This is a genomic window from Thermincola sp. GK-1 (genome assembly GCF_059412445.1).
Genome location: NZ_JBSQAT010000029.1, coordinates 1 through 16529, shown reverse-complemented (window position 1 = coordinate 16529; position 16529 = coordinate 1). Strand labels below are relative to the sequence as shown.

Annotated in this window: 17 protein-coding genes and 1 other annotated feature; all 17 genes read right to left on the bottom strand. The window is 45.2% G+C overall.

Going from position 1 to position 16529, the window contains the following annotated elements:
* Positions 1–175 precede the first annotated feature (175 nt).
* Positions 176–2254, bottom strand: a complete 2079-nt coding sequence (gene fusA, locus ACSNJE_RS15465; protein ID WP_495253036.1) for an elongation factor G — start codon at positions 2252–2254, stop codon at positions 176–178.
* A gap of 54 nt (positions 2255–2308) precedes the next feature.
* Positions 2309–2779, bottom strand: a complete 471-nt coding sequence (gene rpsG, locus ACSNJE_RS15460; protein WP_013119204.1) for a 30S ribosomal protein S7 — start codon at positions 2777–2779, stop codon at positions 2309–2311.
* Positions 2780–2820: 41 nt separating this feature from the next.
* Positions 2821–3198: a 30S ribosomal protein S12 gene (gene rpsL, locus ACSNJE_RS15455; protein ID WP_013119203.1), complete on the bottom strand. Its 378-nt coding sequence runs from the start codon at positions 3196–3198 to the stop codon at positions 2821–2823.
* A 102-nt stretch (positions 3199–3300) separates the two neighbouring features.
* Positions 3301–3552, bottom strand: coding sequence for a L7Ae/L30e/S12e/Gadd45 family ribosomal protein (locus tag ACSNJE_RS15450; RefSeq protein WP_013119202.1), 252 nt, complete (start codon positions 3550–3552; stop codon positions 3301–3303).
* Between the two features lie 46 nt (positions 3553–3598).
* Positions 3599–7066, bottom strand: a complete 3468-nt coding sequence (gene rpoC, locus ACSNJE_RS15445) for a DNA-directed RNA polymerase subunit beta' (RefSeq protein ID WP_052218136.1) — start codon at positions 7064–7066, stop codon at positions 3599–3601.
* A 60-nt stretch (positions 7067–7126) separates the two neighbouring features.
* Positions 7127–10477: a DNA-directed RNA polymerase subunit beta gene (rpoB, locus tag ACSNJE_RS15440; protein ID WP_052218137.1), complete on the bottom strand. Its 3351-nt coding sequence runs from the start codon at positions 10475–10477 to the stop codon at positions 7127–7129.
* A 468-nt stretch (positions 10478–10945) separates the two neighbouring features.
* Positions 10946–11329 (bottom strand): 50S ribosomal protein L7/L12, encoded by a 384-nt coding sequence (gene rplL, locus ACSNJE_RS15435; RefSeq protein WP_052218138.1) that lies wholly within the window; start codon positions 11327–11329, stop codon positions 10946–10948.
* An 82-nt stretch (positions 11330–11411) separates the two neighbouring features.
* Entirely contained in the window at positions 11412–11936 is a 525-nt protein-coding gene (rplJ, locus tag ACSNJE_RS15430) for a 50S ribosomal protein L10 (RefSeq protein ID WP_495253035.1), read from the bottom strand.
* A gap of 48 nt (positions 11937–11984) precedes the next feature.
* Positions 11985–12127, bottom strand: a sequence feature (ribosomal protein L10 leader region).
* A gap of 44 nt (positions 12128–12171) precedes the next feature.
* Positions 12172–12867 (bottom strand): 50S ribosomal protein L1, encoded by a 696-nt coding sequence (gene rplA, locus ACSNJE_RS15425; RefSeq protein ID WP_013119197.1) that lies wholly within the window; start codon positions 12865–12867, stop codon positions 12172–12174.
* Positions 12868–12948: 81 nt separating this feature from the next.
* Entirely contained in the window at positions 12949–13374 is a 426-nt protein-coding gene (gene rplK / locus ACSNJE_RS15420; protein WP_013119196.1) for a 50S ribosomal protein L11, read from the bottom strand.
* Positions 13375–13439: 65 nt separating this feature from the next.
* Positions 13440–13964, bottom strand: coding sequence for a transcription termination/antitermination protein NusG (nusG, locus tag ACSNJE_RS15415; RefSeq protein WP_013119195.1), 525 nt, complete (start codon positions 13962–13964; stop codon positions 13440–13442).
* A gap of 44 nt (positions 13965–14008) precedes the next feature.
* Complete coding sequence (gene secE / locus ACSNJE_RS15410; RefSeq protein ID WP_013119194.1) at positions 14009–14365, bottom strand: preprotein translocase subunit SecE; 357 nt, start codon at positions 14363–14365, stop codon at positions 14009–14011.
* A gap of 37 nt (positions 14366–14402) precedes the next feature.
* On the bottom strand, positions 14403–14552 hold the full coding sequence (rpmG, locus tag ACSNJE_RS15405) for a 50S ribosomal protein L33 (RefSeq protein WP_013119193.1): 150 nt from the start codon (positions 14550–14552) through the stop codon (positions 14403–14405).
* Between the two features lie 319 nt (positions 14553–14871).
* On the bottom strand, positions 14872–15216 hold the full coding sequence (locus ACSNJE_RS15400; RefSeq protein ID WP_495253034.1) for a carboxymuconolactone decarboxylase family protein: 345 nt from the start codon (positions 15214–15216) through the stop codon (positions 14872–14874).
* 11 nt (positions 15217–15227) lie between these two features.
* Positions 15228–15602 carry a hypothetical protein gene (locus tag ACSNJE_RS15395; protein ID WP_013119191.1) on the bottom strand — a complete coding sequence of 125 codons (375 nt, stop codon included), beginning with the start codon at positions 15600–15602 and terminating at the stop codon, positions 15228–15230.
* A gap of 73 nt (positions 15603–15675) precedes the next feature.
* Positions 15676–16092 (bottom strand): MarR family winged helix-turn-helix transcriptional regulator, encoded by a 417-nt coding sequence (locus ACSNJE_RS15390; protein ID WP_242843572.1) that lies wholly within the window; start codon positions 16090–16092, stop codon positions 15676–15678.
* A 242-nt stretch (positions 16093–16334) separates the two neighbouring features.
* The coding region (locus ACSNJE_RS15385) for an EF-Tu C-terminal domain-related protein (protein ID WP_495252815.1) at positions 16335–16529 on the bottom strand (195 nt) is incomplete at its 5' end.

Below are 16529 nucleotides of genomic sequence, written 5' to 3'. Positions count from 1 at the left end.
TGACCTATGGTACCAACGTTTACGTGGGGTTTCGTACGTTCAAACTTTGCTTTTGCCATTCTCTTATTCCTCCTTGAAATCGAATTGGTATTCATTTAAATTTAAAGTTCTCTTTACCTGTAAAAGCAATATATTAATAGTGGTTGTTTCCTTTTGAACGGTCTCAGGCCACTTTTTATGAGCCCTGCCGCTTGGCTATAATCCCATCGGCAATGTTTTTCGGCACTTCTTCATAGTGACTGAACTGCATAGTATAGGTTCCTCTACCCTGCGTTCTGGAACGAAGGTCTGTTGCGTAACCAAACATTTCTGCCAAAGGTACAAACCCTCTGATGGTTTGTGAATTACCCCTGGGCTCCATTCCTTCGATACGACCACGGCGGGAGTTAATGTCGCCCATAACGTCACCCATGTATTCTTCGGGTACCACGACTTCAACCTTCATAATCGGCTCCAGAAGTACCGGGTTGGCTTTAACGGCGCCGTTTTTGAAGGCCAGAGAACCGGCAATTTTAAATGCCATTTCCGACGAGTCTACATCGTGGTATGAACCGTCGTACAGAGTTGCCCTGATATCAATGGCTGGGTATCCAGCCAGAATACCATTTTCCATAGCTTCTCTAATACCGGCCTCAACAGGGGCGATGTATTCCTTGGGGACAACACCACCGACGATCTTATTGACAAATTCAAATCCCTGACCGGGCTCAAGCGGTTCAAACTCAACCCAAACGTGTCCGTACTGGCCACGTCCACCGGACTGGCGGATAAATTTACCTTCCGCTTTAACACTGCTTCTGATAGTTTCTTTGTACGCAACCTGGGGTCGGCCGACATTGGCCTCCACTTTAAATTCCCTGAGCATCCGGTCAACAATGATCTCCAGGTGCAGCTCGCCCATACCCTGGATAATTGTTTGTCCGGTTTCAGGATCAGTGTATGTTCTGAAAGTCGGGTCCTCTTCCGCTAGCCTGGACAGAGCCAGACCCATTTTCTCCTGGTCAGCTTTTGTTTTCGGCTCAATAGCCACGGCAATAACAGGTTCAGGGAACTGCATGGATTCCAAAATTATCGGCGCCTTTTCATCACAAAGGGTGTCGCCGGTGCTGGTATCTTTTAAACCAACTGCCGCCGCAATATCTCCGGTGCAAACTTCTGAAATTTCTTCCCGGTGATTTGCGTGCATTTGTAGAATCCGTCCGATCCTTTCCTTTTTGCCTTTGGTTGAGTTGAATACGTAGGAACCGGACTGCAGGACTCCTGAATATACCCTGAAGAACGCCAGTTTGCCAACGTAGGGGTCAGCCATAATCTTAAAGGCCAACGCAGAGAAAGGCTCATCGTCGCTGGCAACTCTCTTATCCTCTTCACCGGTTTCAGGATTGGTCCCTTTGATAGCAGGTATATCCAACGGCGAAGGCAGATAATCTACAACCGCATCCAGCAGAGGCTGCACTCCCTTATTTTTAAATGCGGATCCACAAAGAACAGGAATGAGTTTTACTGCAATACACCCTTTGCGGATACCCTTTTTTATTTCTTCTACCGTTAGCTCTTCGCCTTCTAAATACTTCATCATTAATTCTTCATCGGTTTCGGCAACTGCCTCAATAAGTTTTTCACGATATTCCGCCGCAATTTCTTTCAAGTCTTCAGGAATATCCGTTTTATCACTTTGGGTTCCCAAATCATCGGTATATATAATCGCCTGGTTTTCGACCAGGTCAACCACACCTTTGAACTGGTCTTCACTGCCAATGGGTATTTGTAGCGCTACGGGGTTAGCCCCTAAGCGTTCCCTGATCATATTCAGGCCGCGGAAAAAGTCTGCGCCTACCCTGTCCATTTTGTTGATAAAGGCTATTCTTGGAACCCCATATTTGTCAGCCTGACGCCATACAGTTTCGGACTGCGGTTCCACTCCGCCTACTGAACAAAAGACCGCCACGGCTCCGTCCAGCACCCGGAGAGACCTTTCCACCTCTACAGTAAAGTCCACGTGCCCTGGTGTATCTATTATGTTAATACGGTGACCTCTCCATTGGCAGGTAGTAGCAGCCGACGTTATTGTAATTCCGCGCTCCTGTTCCTGAACCATCCAGTCCATGGTGGCAGCTCCATCATGTACTTCACCTATTTTATGCACACGACCGGTGTAGAACAAAATCCGTTCAGTGGTTGTTGTTTTACCTGCATCGATATGGGCCATAATACCGATATTACGAGTTTTCTCTAGAGCAAACTGTCTAGCCAAGTATTTTTCCCCCTTTCTGTCATGAGGTGAAGTTCACAAGAACCACAGGTATAACTACCAGCGATAATGCGCAAACGCCTTATTGGCCTCGGCCATCTTGTGGGTATCTTCTTTCTTCTTCACAGCTCCACCTGTGTTATTAGCAGCATCCATAATTTCAGCAGCTAATCTTTCATCCATGGTTTTTTCGCCGCGAGTACGGGCATAGTTCACAAGCCAACGCAATGCTAATGTTTGCCTGCGTTCAGGGCGCACTTCCACCGGAACCTGATAGTTGGCGCCACCGACCCGGCGAGCCTTTACTTCCAATACCGGCATAATGTTTTTTAAAGCCTGCTCAAATACTTCTAGAGGATCCTTACCGGTTTTCTCTTTGACAATGTCAAAGGCATTATAACAGATAGACTCTGCAATACTTTTCTTGCCATCGAGCATAATTTGATTAATCAATTTGGTTACCACTTTGCTGCCGTATATCGGATCAGGCAGTACTTCGCGCTTAGGAACAGAACCTCTTCTGGGCAATAACTTCCCCCCCTTTGCAGGATTTTCGCTTTTAGATTAAATTATTTGGCTTTCGGTCTCTTGGCGCCGTATTTGGAACGTCCCTGGTTTCTGTTTTGGACACCGGCGGTATCCAATGCGCCGCGAACAATATGATATCTTACACCGGGAAGGTCTTTAACCCGGCCACCCCTTACCAACACTACCGAGTGTTCCTGTAAGTTATGACCAATGCCCGGGATATATGCGGTTACTTCAATACCATTTGTCAATCTTACCCTGGCAACTTTGCGGAGGGCAGAATTGGGCTTTTTGGGTGTAGTAGTATAAACCCTTGTGCATACCCCTCTTTTCTGAGGGCATTCTTTAAGGGCAGGTGCAGTGGATTTCTTTTCAACCATTTGCCTGCTTTTACGAACGAGCTGACTAATCGTAGGCATATATACACCTCCTTCCTTAAAAATCAAAAAATACAATAACTTTGCCCCTTACCGGCGCAAGGGGCAAAGTACAAAACATTATTTTGTAAACAATCCCCAGTATCACTCTTCAGTTATAGCACACACTGCACATCCCACATCAATGTGGCAGGCTTTGCCCAGGGCTTTCATGGAATCAACGGTAACAACTTCAACTCCTTTTTCCTGGCAAAGTTGAAGTACCGGTTTTATTACATGCTGGTCTGCATCAGAGGCAACAAACACCTTTTTTGCCAGGCCCTTATTAAGGGCTTTCAGAGTTTGTTTAGTGCCAACGGTTTTAGACTTGGCGCTCTCCAAACCGCTGATGGGCATGAAATCAACCTCCTTGGAATCCAGACACTTTTTTATATTATCATTATTACTGAGCGCTGTCAAGATTTTTCAAATCTTCTTCTTTTTCGTTTGGTTCCACTATTATATTTCTGTATCTTGACATCCCAGTTCCCGCCGGTACCAACTTTCCAATAATTACGTTCTCTTTCAGCCCAAGGAGCGGATCCAGTTTACCTTTAATAGCTGCTTCTGTTAATACCCTTGTCGTTTCCTGGAAGGAAGCGGCAGACAGGAACGAATCTGTAGCCAGTGAAGCTTTTGTAATCCCTAACAACACCGGTCTCGCCGTTGCCGGCTGTCCGCCGTTGGCAATAATTTTCGCGTTCTCTTCTTCGAAATCGAAGACATCTATCAAACCACCGGGCAGAAGGTCTGTATCGCCAGGGTCTTCTACTTTCACCTTGCGCAGCATTTGGCGAACCATAACTTCAATGTGTTTGTCATTAATGTCAACTCCCTGCAGGCGGTATACTCTTTGTACCTCATGTACCAGATACAGTTGAACTCCCTTTAGACCTTTTATTTTCAGCATATCGTGCGGGTTAACGGAACCTTCCGTAAGTTCATCCCCTGCTTCCACATAATCTCCGTCTTTGACCCTGACTCTGGCGCCATAAGGAATCTGATATAACTGTTTTTCCCCATCTGCGTTGGTAACTTCGATTTCCCTACGGCCTTTAACCTCCTGAATGGCTACAGTACCGCTGATTTCCGTAATTATAGCCTGGCCTTTGGGTTTCCGGGCCTCAAAAAGTTCCTCAACCCTTGGCAGACCCTGCGTAATATCGTCACCTGCCACACCTCCTGTATGGAAGGTTCTCATTGTCAGCTGGGTCCCCGGCTCACCGATGGACTGGGCAGCAATAATGCCTACCGCCTCACCTATATCTACCTGACGTCCCGTAGCAAGGTTTCTGCCATAGCATTTTTTGCATACACCATAACGGGTTTTACAGGTCAAAACAGACCTTATCTTTACTTTCTTGACACCGGCATTAATGATAGCTTCTGCGATTTTTTCATTGATTTCTTCGTTATAACGTACCAGTACTTCTCCCGTTTCGGGATGTAAGATATCTTCACCGGCTACCCGGCCAATAATCCGGTCTGCCAGGTTTTCTATGGTTTCAGAGCCATCCTTGATTTCTTCTACTACAATTCCGTTTGTGGTGCCACAGTCTTCTTCCCTTACAATAACATCCTGAGCTACGTCAACGAGACGCCTGGTTAGATAGCCGGAGTCTGCTGTCCTTAACGCCGTATCAGCAAGACCTTTCCTGGCACCGTGGGTGGAGATAAAGTATTCCAATACCGTTAAACCCTCACGGAAATTCGCTTTAATCGGCAGGTCTATAATCCTACCGGACGGATCGGCCATCAAACCCCGCATACCAGCCAACTGACGAATCTGCTGGATATTACCCCGGGCACCGGATGTAGCCATCATATATACAGGGTTAAATTTATCCAACGTCTTCAACAGGGCGCCGGTCACTTTGTCCGTAGCTTCGTTCCAGATACCGATAACCTTCTGGTATCTTTCTTCTTCGGTAATCAAACCCCGCCTGTACTGCTGTTCTACCAGCTCTACATTTTTTTCCGCATTAGCCAAAATCTCTTTCTTTTCTGCAGGAATGGTTATATCTTCAATACCAATCGTTACTCCGGCCCGAGTTGCAAATTTGTAGCCGGTTCTCTTTATACCGTCAAGCATCTTGGCCGTTGCTGAATATCCCAGTTCGCGGTATGCCTTGGCTACGATATTGCCAAGAACTTTTTTGTTGGCAACTTCGTTAATAAACCTGAGTTCTTCAGGTATTACCTCGTTAAAGATAGCCCGACCGACAGTAGTATCTACAAGTTGGCCGCCAATTCTGATTTTCACCTTGGCATGTAGGTCAACGGAACCGGTCTCATAGGCCATAATGGCTTCGTTAACATCCTTGAAGACTTTACCTTCCCCTTTTGCTCCATCCTTCTCCAGGGTCAGATAGTAACAACCAAGTACCATGTCCTGAGTCGGTATCGCTACCGGTCGGCCATCCTTTGGATTCAGGATGTTATGGGCCGATAGCATCAACAAACGCGCTTCAGCCTGCGCCTCGGCAGACAATGGTACGTGCACCGCCATCTGGTCACCGTCAAAGTCTGCGTTATAAGCTGTACATACCATCGGGTGGATCTGGATGGCACGTCCTTCTACCAATACCGGCTCAAAAGCCTGGATACCAAGCCGGTGAAGCGTCGGCGCCCTGTTTAACAGCACAGGATGTTCCTTAATAACTTCTTCCAGTACGTCCCATACTTCCGGGCGCACCCTCTCCACCATTCTCTTAGCGCTTTTTATATTATGAGCGTGGCCATCATTGACCAGTTTCTTCATTACAAAGGGTTTAAACAATTCCAGGGCCATCTCTTTGGGGAGACCACACTGATGCAACTGCAATTCCGGTCCTACCACGATTACAGAACGACCCGAGTAGTCAACCCGCTTACCCAGCAAGTTCTGGCGGAAACGCCCCTGTTTCCCCTTGAGCATATCACTCAGTGATTTTAACGGACGGTTGCCCGGTCCGGTAACAGGGCGTCCGCGCCGGCCATTATCAATCAGGGCATCAACAGCCTCCTGGAGCATCCTCTTTTCGTTTCTGACTATAATATCGGGAGCTCCTAAATCAAGCAACCTCTTTAACCGGTTGTTTCTATTAATAACTCTCCTGTATAAATCGTTTAAATCGGAAGTTGCGAAACGCCCACCATCCAGTTGGACCATTGGTCTTAATTCCGGCGGGATTACCGGAATTACCGTCAAAATCATCCATTCGGGGCGGTTCCCCGACTTTCTAAAAGCTTCCACAACTTCCAGCCTACGGATAGCTCTGACCCTTCTCTGCCCCGTTACCTCACGTAGTTCCTGTCGCAGTTCCTTGGCGAGAGCATCCAGGTCAATTTCTTCGAGCAGCTTTTTGATAGCTTCCGCTCCCATACCTGCTTTAAAAGAATTACCGTACTTTTCCCTGTATTCCCGGTACTCATTCTCCGTCAAAAGCTGCTTTTTCATTAACGGAGTATCACCCGGGTCTATTACTATGTAAGAAACAAAGTATAGAACCTTTTCCAGTGAACGGGGCGACATATCCAATAACAAACCCATTCTGCTGGGAATACCTTTAAAATACCAGATATGGGAAACCGGCGCTGCCAACTCGATGTGGCCCAATCTTTCCCGGCGGACCTTGCTCCTGGTTACCTCTACACCACAACGGTCACAAATAATGCCTTTGTACCGCACCCTTTTATATTTTCCGCAGTGGCATTCCCAGTCCCTGGTGGGACCAAAAATCCGTTCACAGAAAAGCCCGTCCCTTTCAGGCTTCAAAGTGCGGTAATTTATGGTTTCAGGTTTTTTAACTTCCCCGCTGGACCACGCCCTGATTTGTTCCGGAGAAGCTAAACCAATCCGCATCCGGTCAAAATTGTTTACATCTAACAAGGGCCTCTCTCCCTTCAAAGTATTCTCGTAATACTAACTTGATTACGCCTGGTAAGTTGACTAGTCTTCCTCTATAAAATCGAAATCGTCATCCATGAAACTGGCATCAAAATCGTCATCCAGCGTGTCTTCTTCCTCTTCCTCTTCTTCAGGTTCATCCTGCGGCCCGTCATCGGGATGTTCAATATCCAGGCCCAGTTCCTTGGCCGTTTCGCTAACGTCATCCTCAACTTCTTTTATTTCAATTTCTTCATCTTCTTCGGAAAGAACCTTCACATCCAAGCCCAAACTCTGCAATTCTTTAATTAATACTTTGAAGGACTCAGGAACACCGGGTTCAGGTACATTTTCGCCTTTTACGATAGCTTCGTATGTCTTAACCCGGCCAACCACATCGTCGGATTTAACGGTGAGAATCTCCTGCAAAGTGTAGGCAGCACCGTACGCTTCGAGGGCCCAGACCTCCATCTCCCCGAACCTTTGCCCACCAAATTGCGCTTTACCACCCAGCGGTTGCTGGGTAACCAGGGAATAGGGACCTGTTGATCTGGCGTGAATTTTATCGTCTACTAGGTGGGCCAATTTCAGCATATAAACATATCCGACAGTTATGGGGTTATCAAAGGGCTCTCCCGTTCGTCCATCGTAGAGTATAGTCTTTCCGGTAGTAGGCAGACCGGCTTTTTGCAGTGTTTCAAATACATCCTCTTCTGTTGCCCCGTCAAAAACAGGTGTTGCCATATAAATACCCATAGTCTTGGCAGCCCAACCCAAATGAGTCTCCAAAACCTGACCCAAGTTCATCCGCGAAGGAACACCCAGTGGATTAAGCACTATTTCAATCGGAGTTCCGTCAGGCATAAACGGCATATCCTCTTCCGGTAAAATACGGGCGATAACACCCTTGTTACCGTGACGACCTGCCATTTTATCACCCTCGGATATCTTCCTTTTCTGGGCAATATAAACCCGCACCAGTTGGTTAACACCGGGGGCTAATTCATCGCCGTTTTCCCTGGAAAATACTTTAACGTCAACAACCTTGCCGGATTCGCCATGCGGTACCCGGAGGGAAGTATCGCGAACTTCCCTTGCTTTTTCACCAAAAATTGCCCTTAACAAGCGTTCTTCGGCAGTAAGCTCCGTCTCTCCCTTGGGAGTAACTTTACCGACAAGAATGTCGCCTGGCCTTACTTCCGCACCTATTCTGATGATGCCCCTGTCGTCAAGGTCTTTCAGCACTTCTTCGCCCACGTTGGGTATATCTCTGGTAATTTCTTCGGGACCCAATTTGGTATCACGGGCATCACATTCATATTCTTCTATGTGAATAGAGGTGAAATAATCTTCTTTGACAAGTTTTTTACTGACTAATATAGCGTCTTCGTAGTTGTAACCTTCCCAGGGCATAAAAGCAACCAATACGTTACGGCCGAGAGCCAGTTCTCCCAGGTCCGTAGAAGGTCCGTCCGCAATAACTTCACCTGCTTCAACCCTAGCGCCTTTTACCACAATCGGTTTTTGGTTCATGCAAGTCCCCTGGTTAGACCTGGTAAACTTCAATAATTTGTAAACATCTTCGTTTCCATCATCGGTTTTTATTCTAATCTCGTTGGCAGTGACTTTAGTTACTACGCCACTTCTTTTCGCAAGGACAACAACACCGGAATCGGTGGCGGCCTTATATTCCATACCCGTTCCAACCAAAGGAGCGTCAGTCCGTAGCAACGGAACAGCCTGCCGCTGCATGTTTGAGCCCATCAATGCCCTGTTGGCATCGTCATTTTCGAGAAATGGTATCAACGCAGTAGCGATACTGACAACTTGTTTAGGAGAAACATCCATATAATCAACGCGGTCAACGGGAACCTTCAGTATCTCATGGCCATGTCTGGCATTAACCTTATCGGTCAGAAACCTTCCTTCTTCGTCCAGAGGAGCGTTGGCCTGGGCAATCACGAAATTATCTTCTTCATCTGCCGTTAAGTACTCTATTTCATTGGTAACTATGCCCTTTTCCTTGTCAACCTTGCGATATGGAGTCTCTATAAAACCGAATTCGTTAATCCGCGCATATGTACTGAGAGATCCTATCAAACCAATGTTGGGACCTTCCGGCGTTTCTATCGGGCACATACGTCCATAGTGGGAGTGGTGAACATCACGAACTTCGAAGCCTGCCCGTTCCCTGCTCAAACCGCCGGGTCCTAAGGCACTAAGCCTTCTCTTATGCGTTAATTCAGCCAAGGGGTTGGTCTGGTCCATAAACTGTGATAGCTGGCTGCTGCCAAAGAATTCCTTGATGGCCGCCACCACGGGTCTGATATTAATTAATACCTGGGGTGTAATGACATCTACGTCCTGAATGGTCATTCTTTCACGCACAACCCGTTCCATCCTGGATAACCCTATGCGGAACTGGTTCTGTAGCAATTCCCCGACAGACCGCAAGCGCCTGTTGCCTAAATGGTCGATATCATCCACTTTACCTTCCCCATCCATCAATTTCAGGGTATAGGCCACAGTAGCAACGATATCTTCTTTGGTTAGATTCCGTACCTCAGGTGGTACATCCAATTTCAGTTTTTTATTTAATTTATACCTACCCACATTAGCCAGGTCGTATCTCTTCGGATCAAAGAACAAAGTCTCCAGGAGTGAACGCGCACTTTCAACAGTGGGAGGTTCGCCCGGACGAAGCCTCTTATATATTTCAACCAAAGCTTCTTCCTCAGAATCAGTATTATCACGTTCCAGGGTCGCCCTAATTCTTTCATCGTCCTGGAACAACTCAAGAATTTTACCGTTGCTACCATAGCCCAAAGCTCTGATTAATACGGTAACAGGCAGCTTTCTGGTCCGGTCAATACGCACAAAAATATTGTCATTGGCATCAGTTTCAAGTTCCAACCAGGCTCCCCGGTTAGGAATGATAGTGGCATTGTAGAGTTTTTTACCTGTAGAATCAATCTGTTCTGAAAAATAAACGCCGGGTGAACGAACTAACTGGCTGACGATAACCCGTTCCGCTCCGTTAATAATAAAAGTTCCCTTTTCTGTCATCAGGGGAAAATCACCCATGAATACTTCCTGTTCCTTTACTTCCCCGGTCTCCTTGTTAATTAGGCGAACTTTTACCCTGAGCGGAGCTGCATAGGTTACGTCCCGTTCCTTACATTCATCTACTGAATATTTGGGTTCGCCGAGAGTATAATCGACAAATTCCAAAATCAGATTGCCAGTAAAATCCTGGATTGGGGAAATATCATAAAACATTTCCCGCAAACCCTCTTTTAGGAACCAGTCGTAGGAGTTCTGCTGAATTTCTATCAGGTTCGGCATGTCGAGAACTTCTTTAATCCTGGCATAACTCCATCTCTCCCGTTTTCCCACCTTTATCGGATAGACCATTAAGAGCTTCACCCCTTGAAAAAAATAAATTCAAACATTTAAAAGCAAGGCTTAAGAAAAACCTCGCTTTACTTTTCTTTGATTTAATTTTGGGAATTGTAAAATAAATCCTCAGGCATCAATCTATTCTTCCCTTAAAGCAGACATATTATGCATCTTTCAGACATAATCCTTATAATGGCAAGGGGTTACGTCCGAACACGATAGCATTGTATAATGGTAACACATTTTGTGTCAAATGTCAAGAACAGCCAATATTTGATTTATACTTTCCCATACGTCCAGTAAGGCACTCAAGAAGAGTGCCTTAATTAACATCACCATATTTAAGCTCTCTATAGTGACGGCATAGGCCATAAGGTTTCTCAAAGGAAAGATCCTTATGGCCTACACACATTGCAGGTGTCAACATGTTAAAGCTATAATGAATTGAGGCACTCAAAATGAGTGCCTTTTTTATTTTTGAATTTACTTAAGTTCTACAGTGGCGCCTGCTTCTTCAAGCTTAGCCTTGATGGATTCGGCTTCTTCCTTGCCAACCTTCTCTTTTACGGGCTTGGGAGCGCCGTCAACCAGCTCTTTGGCTTCTTTCAGGCCAAGACCGGTAATTTCACGGACCACCTTGATAACGTTGATCTTTTTGTCACCGGCAGAAGCCAGAATAACATCAAATTCAGTCTTCTCTTCAGCAGCAGCAGCGGCGCCACCGGTAGCAGCGGGGGCAGCTGCGGCCACAGCTACAGGAGCAGCAGCAGTAACACCGAATTCCTCTTCAAAAGCCTTTACCAATTCAGCTAATTCCAGAACAGTCAAGCCTTTTACAGCTTCTAAAATCTCATTTACTTTAGACATGGTTATTCCTCCTTATATTCATCTTAATAATATTTAATTTCATCTGATAGTTTAATTTGCAAACCCTTTTATTTCGGCCATTTTATGCTTCGGCAGCTTTTTTATCTTTAACCGCATTAAGTACATACACAAAGTTCCGCAATATTCCCTGCAAAGAACCTGCAAAACCATACAACGGTGAACTCATGCCGCCCAGTACTTTGGCAATAAGCTCTCCTTTGGACGGTAGTTCTGCCAGTTCCTTGATTTTTGCTTTATCGATTACTTTGCCGTCAAGGATGCCCACCTTTAATTCTAATTGGTTGTGGGTTTTGGCAAAGTCCGCTAAAATTTTGGCCGGAGCTACCGGGTCTTCCATACCGAAAGCAATAGCCGTGGGCCCTTCCAAGTATGGATCTAACCCTTCAATGCCAAGTTCGCCGGCTGCCCGTTTGGTCAAAGTATTTTTAATGACTTTGAATTCAACTTTGGCTTCCCTGAGCTTGTTACGCAGCTCAGTAATTTCCGCTACATTAAGGCCGCGGTAATCTGTAAGCACTGCTCCCTGAGAATTCTGCAGTTTTTCTTTGACCATGCTGACAATGGCTTCTTTTTCAGGTCTGGCCATAGATACACCTCCTTTAGCTACCTACGGCTGCAAGCAATAAAGACTACAAGGCACAAATAAAAAGCTTTCGGCAGGCACACCGAAAGCTGGAAGGCACAAGTAGATTGTACTGTTCCCAAGCCTCGGGTGGCGGACTATTGTCCATTATGCCATATGGCACCAACTGTCTACAGCCTGTAAGGTATTAATTTGTACAAAAATCATTATACTCTTTTGTGGAATACAGGTCAAGAAATTATTTGGTAACTTTTAATGGGTTTACCTTTATACCGGGTCCCATAGTTGAAGAAACGGTAATACTCTTTAGATAAGTACCCTTTGCTGCCGCCGGTTTGGCCCTGATAAGGGCATCCAATAACGTATTGAAGTTATCGGTAAGCGCTTCGACGGAAAAAGAAACCTTACCAATTGGCGCATGAATAATACCGGCTTTATCAACCCGGTACTCAATTTTACCGGCTTTAATTTCCTTAACAGCCTTCTCAACCTCAAAAGTAACGGTACCGGTTTTGGGGTTAGGCATTAAACCCTTGGGACCGAGGATGCGGCCTAACTTACCGACTGTCCCCATCATGTCAGGGGTAGCCACTACTACATCGAAATCAAGCCAGCCGCCCTGAATTTTTTCAACCATGTCCTCGGCGCCTACGTAATCCGCACCGGCGTTTTCAGCTTCTTTTTGTTTTTCACCTTTAGCAAACACCAGCACCTTAGCGGTCCGCCCTGTTCCATGGGGCAGAACTACAGCGCCGCGAATTTGCTGGTCTGCATGCCTTGGGTCTACTCCCAGGCGCACTGCAACTTCTACGGTTTCATCAAACTTTGCCGGAGCAGTCTTTTTAACTAATTCAAGAGCTTCCTTTGGCTCAAGCAAATTAGTATTGTCAATCAGTTTAGCAGCTTCTTGATATTTCTTGCCGTGTTTCGGCATTATACAAACCTCCCTCGTGGTAATAACGGAATAATCCTCCCACTTGAATCAGTTACGGCCAAGCCGCAATCAGTGGAATAATTAACCTTCAATCTCAATTCCCATGCTGCGGGCTGTGCCCTCAATCATGCGCATAGCCGCTTCAATGGTTACAGCGTTAAGATCTTTCATTTTCAATTCTGCAATTTCCCTTATCTTGTCACGACCTAATTTGGCAACCTTCTTCTTGTTTGGTTCGCCAGATGCAGTCTCAATGCCGGCAGCTTTCTTTAAAAGTACCGCGGCAGGTGGGGTTTTGCAAACGAAAGTGAAAGACCTGTCTTCGTAAACTGTTATTTCAACTGGAATAATTAAGCCTGCCTGATTGGCCGTTCTTTCGTTATACTCCTTGCAAAACTGCATGATATTTACCCCGTGCTGACCCAATGCCGGTCCTACAGGGGGAGCTGGTGTGGCTTTTCCGGCGGGCACTTGCAGTTTAATCATTCCGACTACTTTCTTTGCCATGTTATCCACCTCCTTATATACAATGTGGTAAGACGGGTGTTGACACCCTCCCACTTACAAGCAACTTATAACCTCTCTACCTGACCGTATTCCAGTTCTACGGGAGTTTCCCGACCGAACATGGAAACCAAAACCTTTATTTTACCTTTATCAGGATAGATCTCTTCAATGCTGCCAATGAAATTTTCAAAGGGTCCCGAAGTAACCCGTACATTTTGGCCGAGTTCAAAATCGATTTTTGCCCGGGGCTCTTCAACACCCATTTGCCTGAGAATATGCCTAACTTCTGCCTCATGAAGGGGGATCGGTTTGGAGCCACTGCCAACAAATCCCGTAACACCGGAAGTGTTGCGCACAACATACCAGGAATCGTCCGTCATAATCATTTCCACGAGTACATAGCCCGGAAAAACTTTTCTTTTGGCAACCTTCTTTTTCCCGTCTTTAATTTCAACTTCGTCTTCCATGGGAACTAAAATCCGGAAGATCTTGTCTCCCATATTCATAGACTCTATTCGTTTTTCCAGGTTTGCCTTCACTTTATTTTCATAGCCGGAATACGTATGTATAACGTACCACTGTTTTTCCATAACACAAGGGACCCAAAAAAGCTGGCCCCTCACCCCCTCGAGAGTTATTTGATTACAAGGGATAGAACTTTGCTCAGTAAAGTGTCAACTACAAAGATAGCCGATCCAACAATGAAGACGGAAACTAAAACCACACCGGTAAAAGCAACAAGTTCCTTCCTGCCCAGCCAATTAACCTTCTTCAACTCAGTCCAAGCGCCACGCAAGAATTTTTTTGCCCTGGCAATAAAACTGCCTTTATTGGCCGAAGCCACAACAGCAGCTCCTTTAGGCGCAGGTTTTTTCGCAACATCCTTTACCGGCTTGTCTTCCTTGGCAGGTTTTTTGGCTACTTTGTTTTTTGTTTTATTTTTGTTTTTTACATCCTCCGGGGTATCCGGAACTTTTTTGGCTTCCACCATTTATCCCACACATCCTTAACAAAAATCCCGTGTTTGATTACTTGGTTTCTTTATGCACGGTATGAGTCTGACAAGTCGGACAATATTTCTTGATTTCCAGTCTTTCAGGATTGTTCTTTTTGTTTTTATTTGTCTGGTAGTTTCTATTTTTACAGGTTGTACAAGCCAGGGTAATACCTACTCTCATTTTATACACCTCCCAAACACTGCGGCTTATAAACTTGATATCAGTTCAATCAGCCAATAAATTAAAATAAATTAAAATAAACTATTTAAAACAAGGCAGTAAAATTGAAGGCCTAAATTTGCCCGTTACCTTAACAATTTATCATAATTCAAATGGCGTGTCAATACTTTCAATTAGGAGCTGTACATATGGTAAAAACGTTTGTAATATTATGTATAATGTTTACATAAGGTTATTTTAACTGTATTTCCATATTTTTATAACCGGTTTTTAAAATTTCCCTCTAAATGTTTAAAAAGGCCAAGGGCCTTTTTAAACATTACTTTCCAATTTCTTTTTTCAGCTCGGCATAGGTATCCAGAACAAAAGAAGTATAGGCTGCGCCCGGACCCCCGTTCATCAAGATGGCTACCCCGCATGCCTCAATAATCTCCTGCAGTTCAATATTCATGTCGATAGCGCTTTTCAGGTACTTACTTATACAATAGCTGCACTGCTTGGAAACAGCGATGCCAAGTCCAATCAATACTTTTTCCCTACTGGTAAGCGCACCTTCTGCAAGGGCTGCATCATGTACCTTCTTAAAGTTAGCCATTAAATCAGGAAGCATACCTGCAATCTTCTTTTGGTTTTCTTCCAGTTTTTTCAACGTATCAACAGGCATCTAACCACCTCCTATTCGGCGTCAAAAGGAACCAGGTAAATTTTATCTCCTTCTTTTCTCCCCTTCAACAATTCGCAGTGTCTTAAAACAGCAAATTGTTTATCAAGCTCCCATTCGGCCAGTTTGAATTTTTTGGCCAGTTCCGGTTTGGTAACTTTACCCTGCTGCCTTACGTAATTATATATGTCCTTTTGCAACTCTGTTAACCCTTCCGTTCCAGTTTGCCCGGCTATAGCCCGGCTTTTCTTGGCGGAATGTACCGCCGCCACATCACAGGACCGCGGCGGCTCGATAGCTCCTATATAACAATCCTCACAAAGCGTCTGACCATAAAAATCGTAACTTTCACCCTCCGGGATCATATCACCGCATCTGGAACATTTCATTGTCTAAACCCCTCCTTTTTATTTCGAAAATACCAGGCAATTGATAAGACAATTGCAGCCATTCATCCCTCCTTTAAATGTAACGTATTTTTTTCAGTTTTGCTTTCAGATCTACAAGCTCTTCCTCTGAAAACTTACGGCCCAGCCAGTTATTAAACTCAGCGGCAATAAACTCCAACTTTTCTTGCATACTCCGTCCCTTATCGGTTACAAACAATATACTGGCCCTGCGATCAACAGGATTTATTGCTCTTTCGATTAGGCCCATCCTTTCCAGACGGTCCACAATACCTCCAATAGTAGTCCTATCAGCATCCATCAATTCACCCAATTGAATTTGGTTGATGCCGTCCTTTTTCCATAGAAAGGCCATAGCCGCAAACTGCGGTGGAGTAAGATTATATGGCTCCAACCTCGTTTTAAATTCATTAAAGGCCTTTTTATGAGACTTGGCCAGCAGGAAACCAAGACTATTCTCAATGTCAAACAATGCCAACTCTCCCATCATTATCTGTATAAACTCAGTGTGCTGATTATCAGTATGCTGATTATATTTTACCATACTCTTCTTTAACGTTTCAACTAAAAAGCACCATTACGCCATCCTTAAATTGGCTATCCTTTTTCCTATCCACTATAACAGAAGGCAAAAGTGGCTAGGTATTAAAATCCCTAGCCACTTTGGTCAGCAAACCCTGTTTGAGACAGCCCATGTTCAAACTTTAATATTTTTTACTCTTTGATAGCTGATACAACACCGGCTCCTACTGTACGGCCACCCTCCCGGATAGCAAAGCGGAGTCCTTCTTCGATAGCAATCGGGGTAATCAATTCAATGTCCATCTTTACATTGTCCCCAGGCATTACCATCTCTACGCCCTCAGGTAACTTTACTACTCCGGTCACGTCTGTTGTACGGAAGTAAAA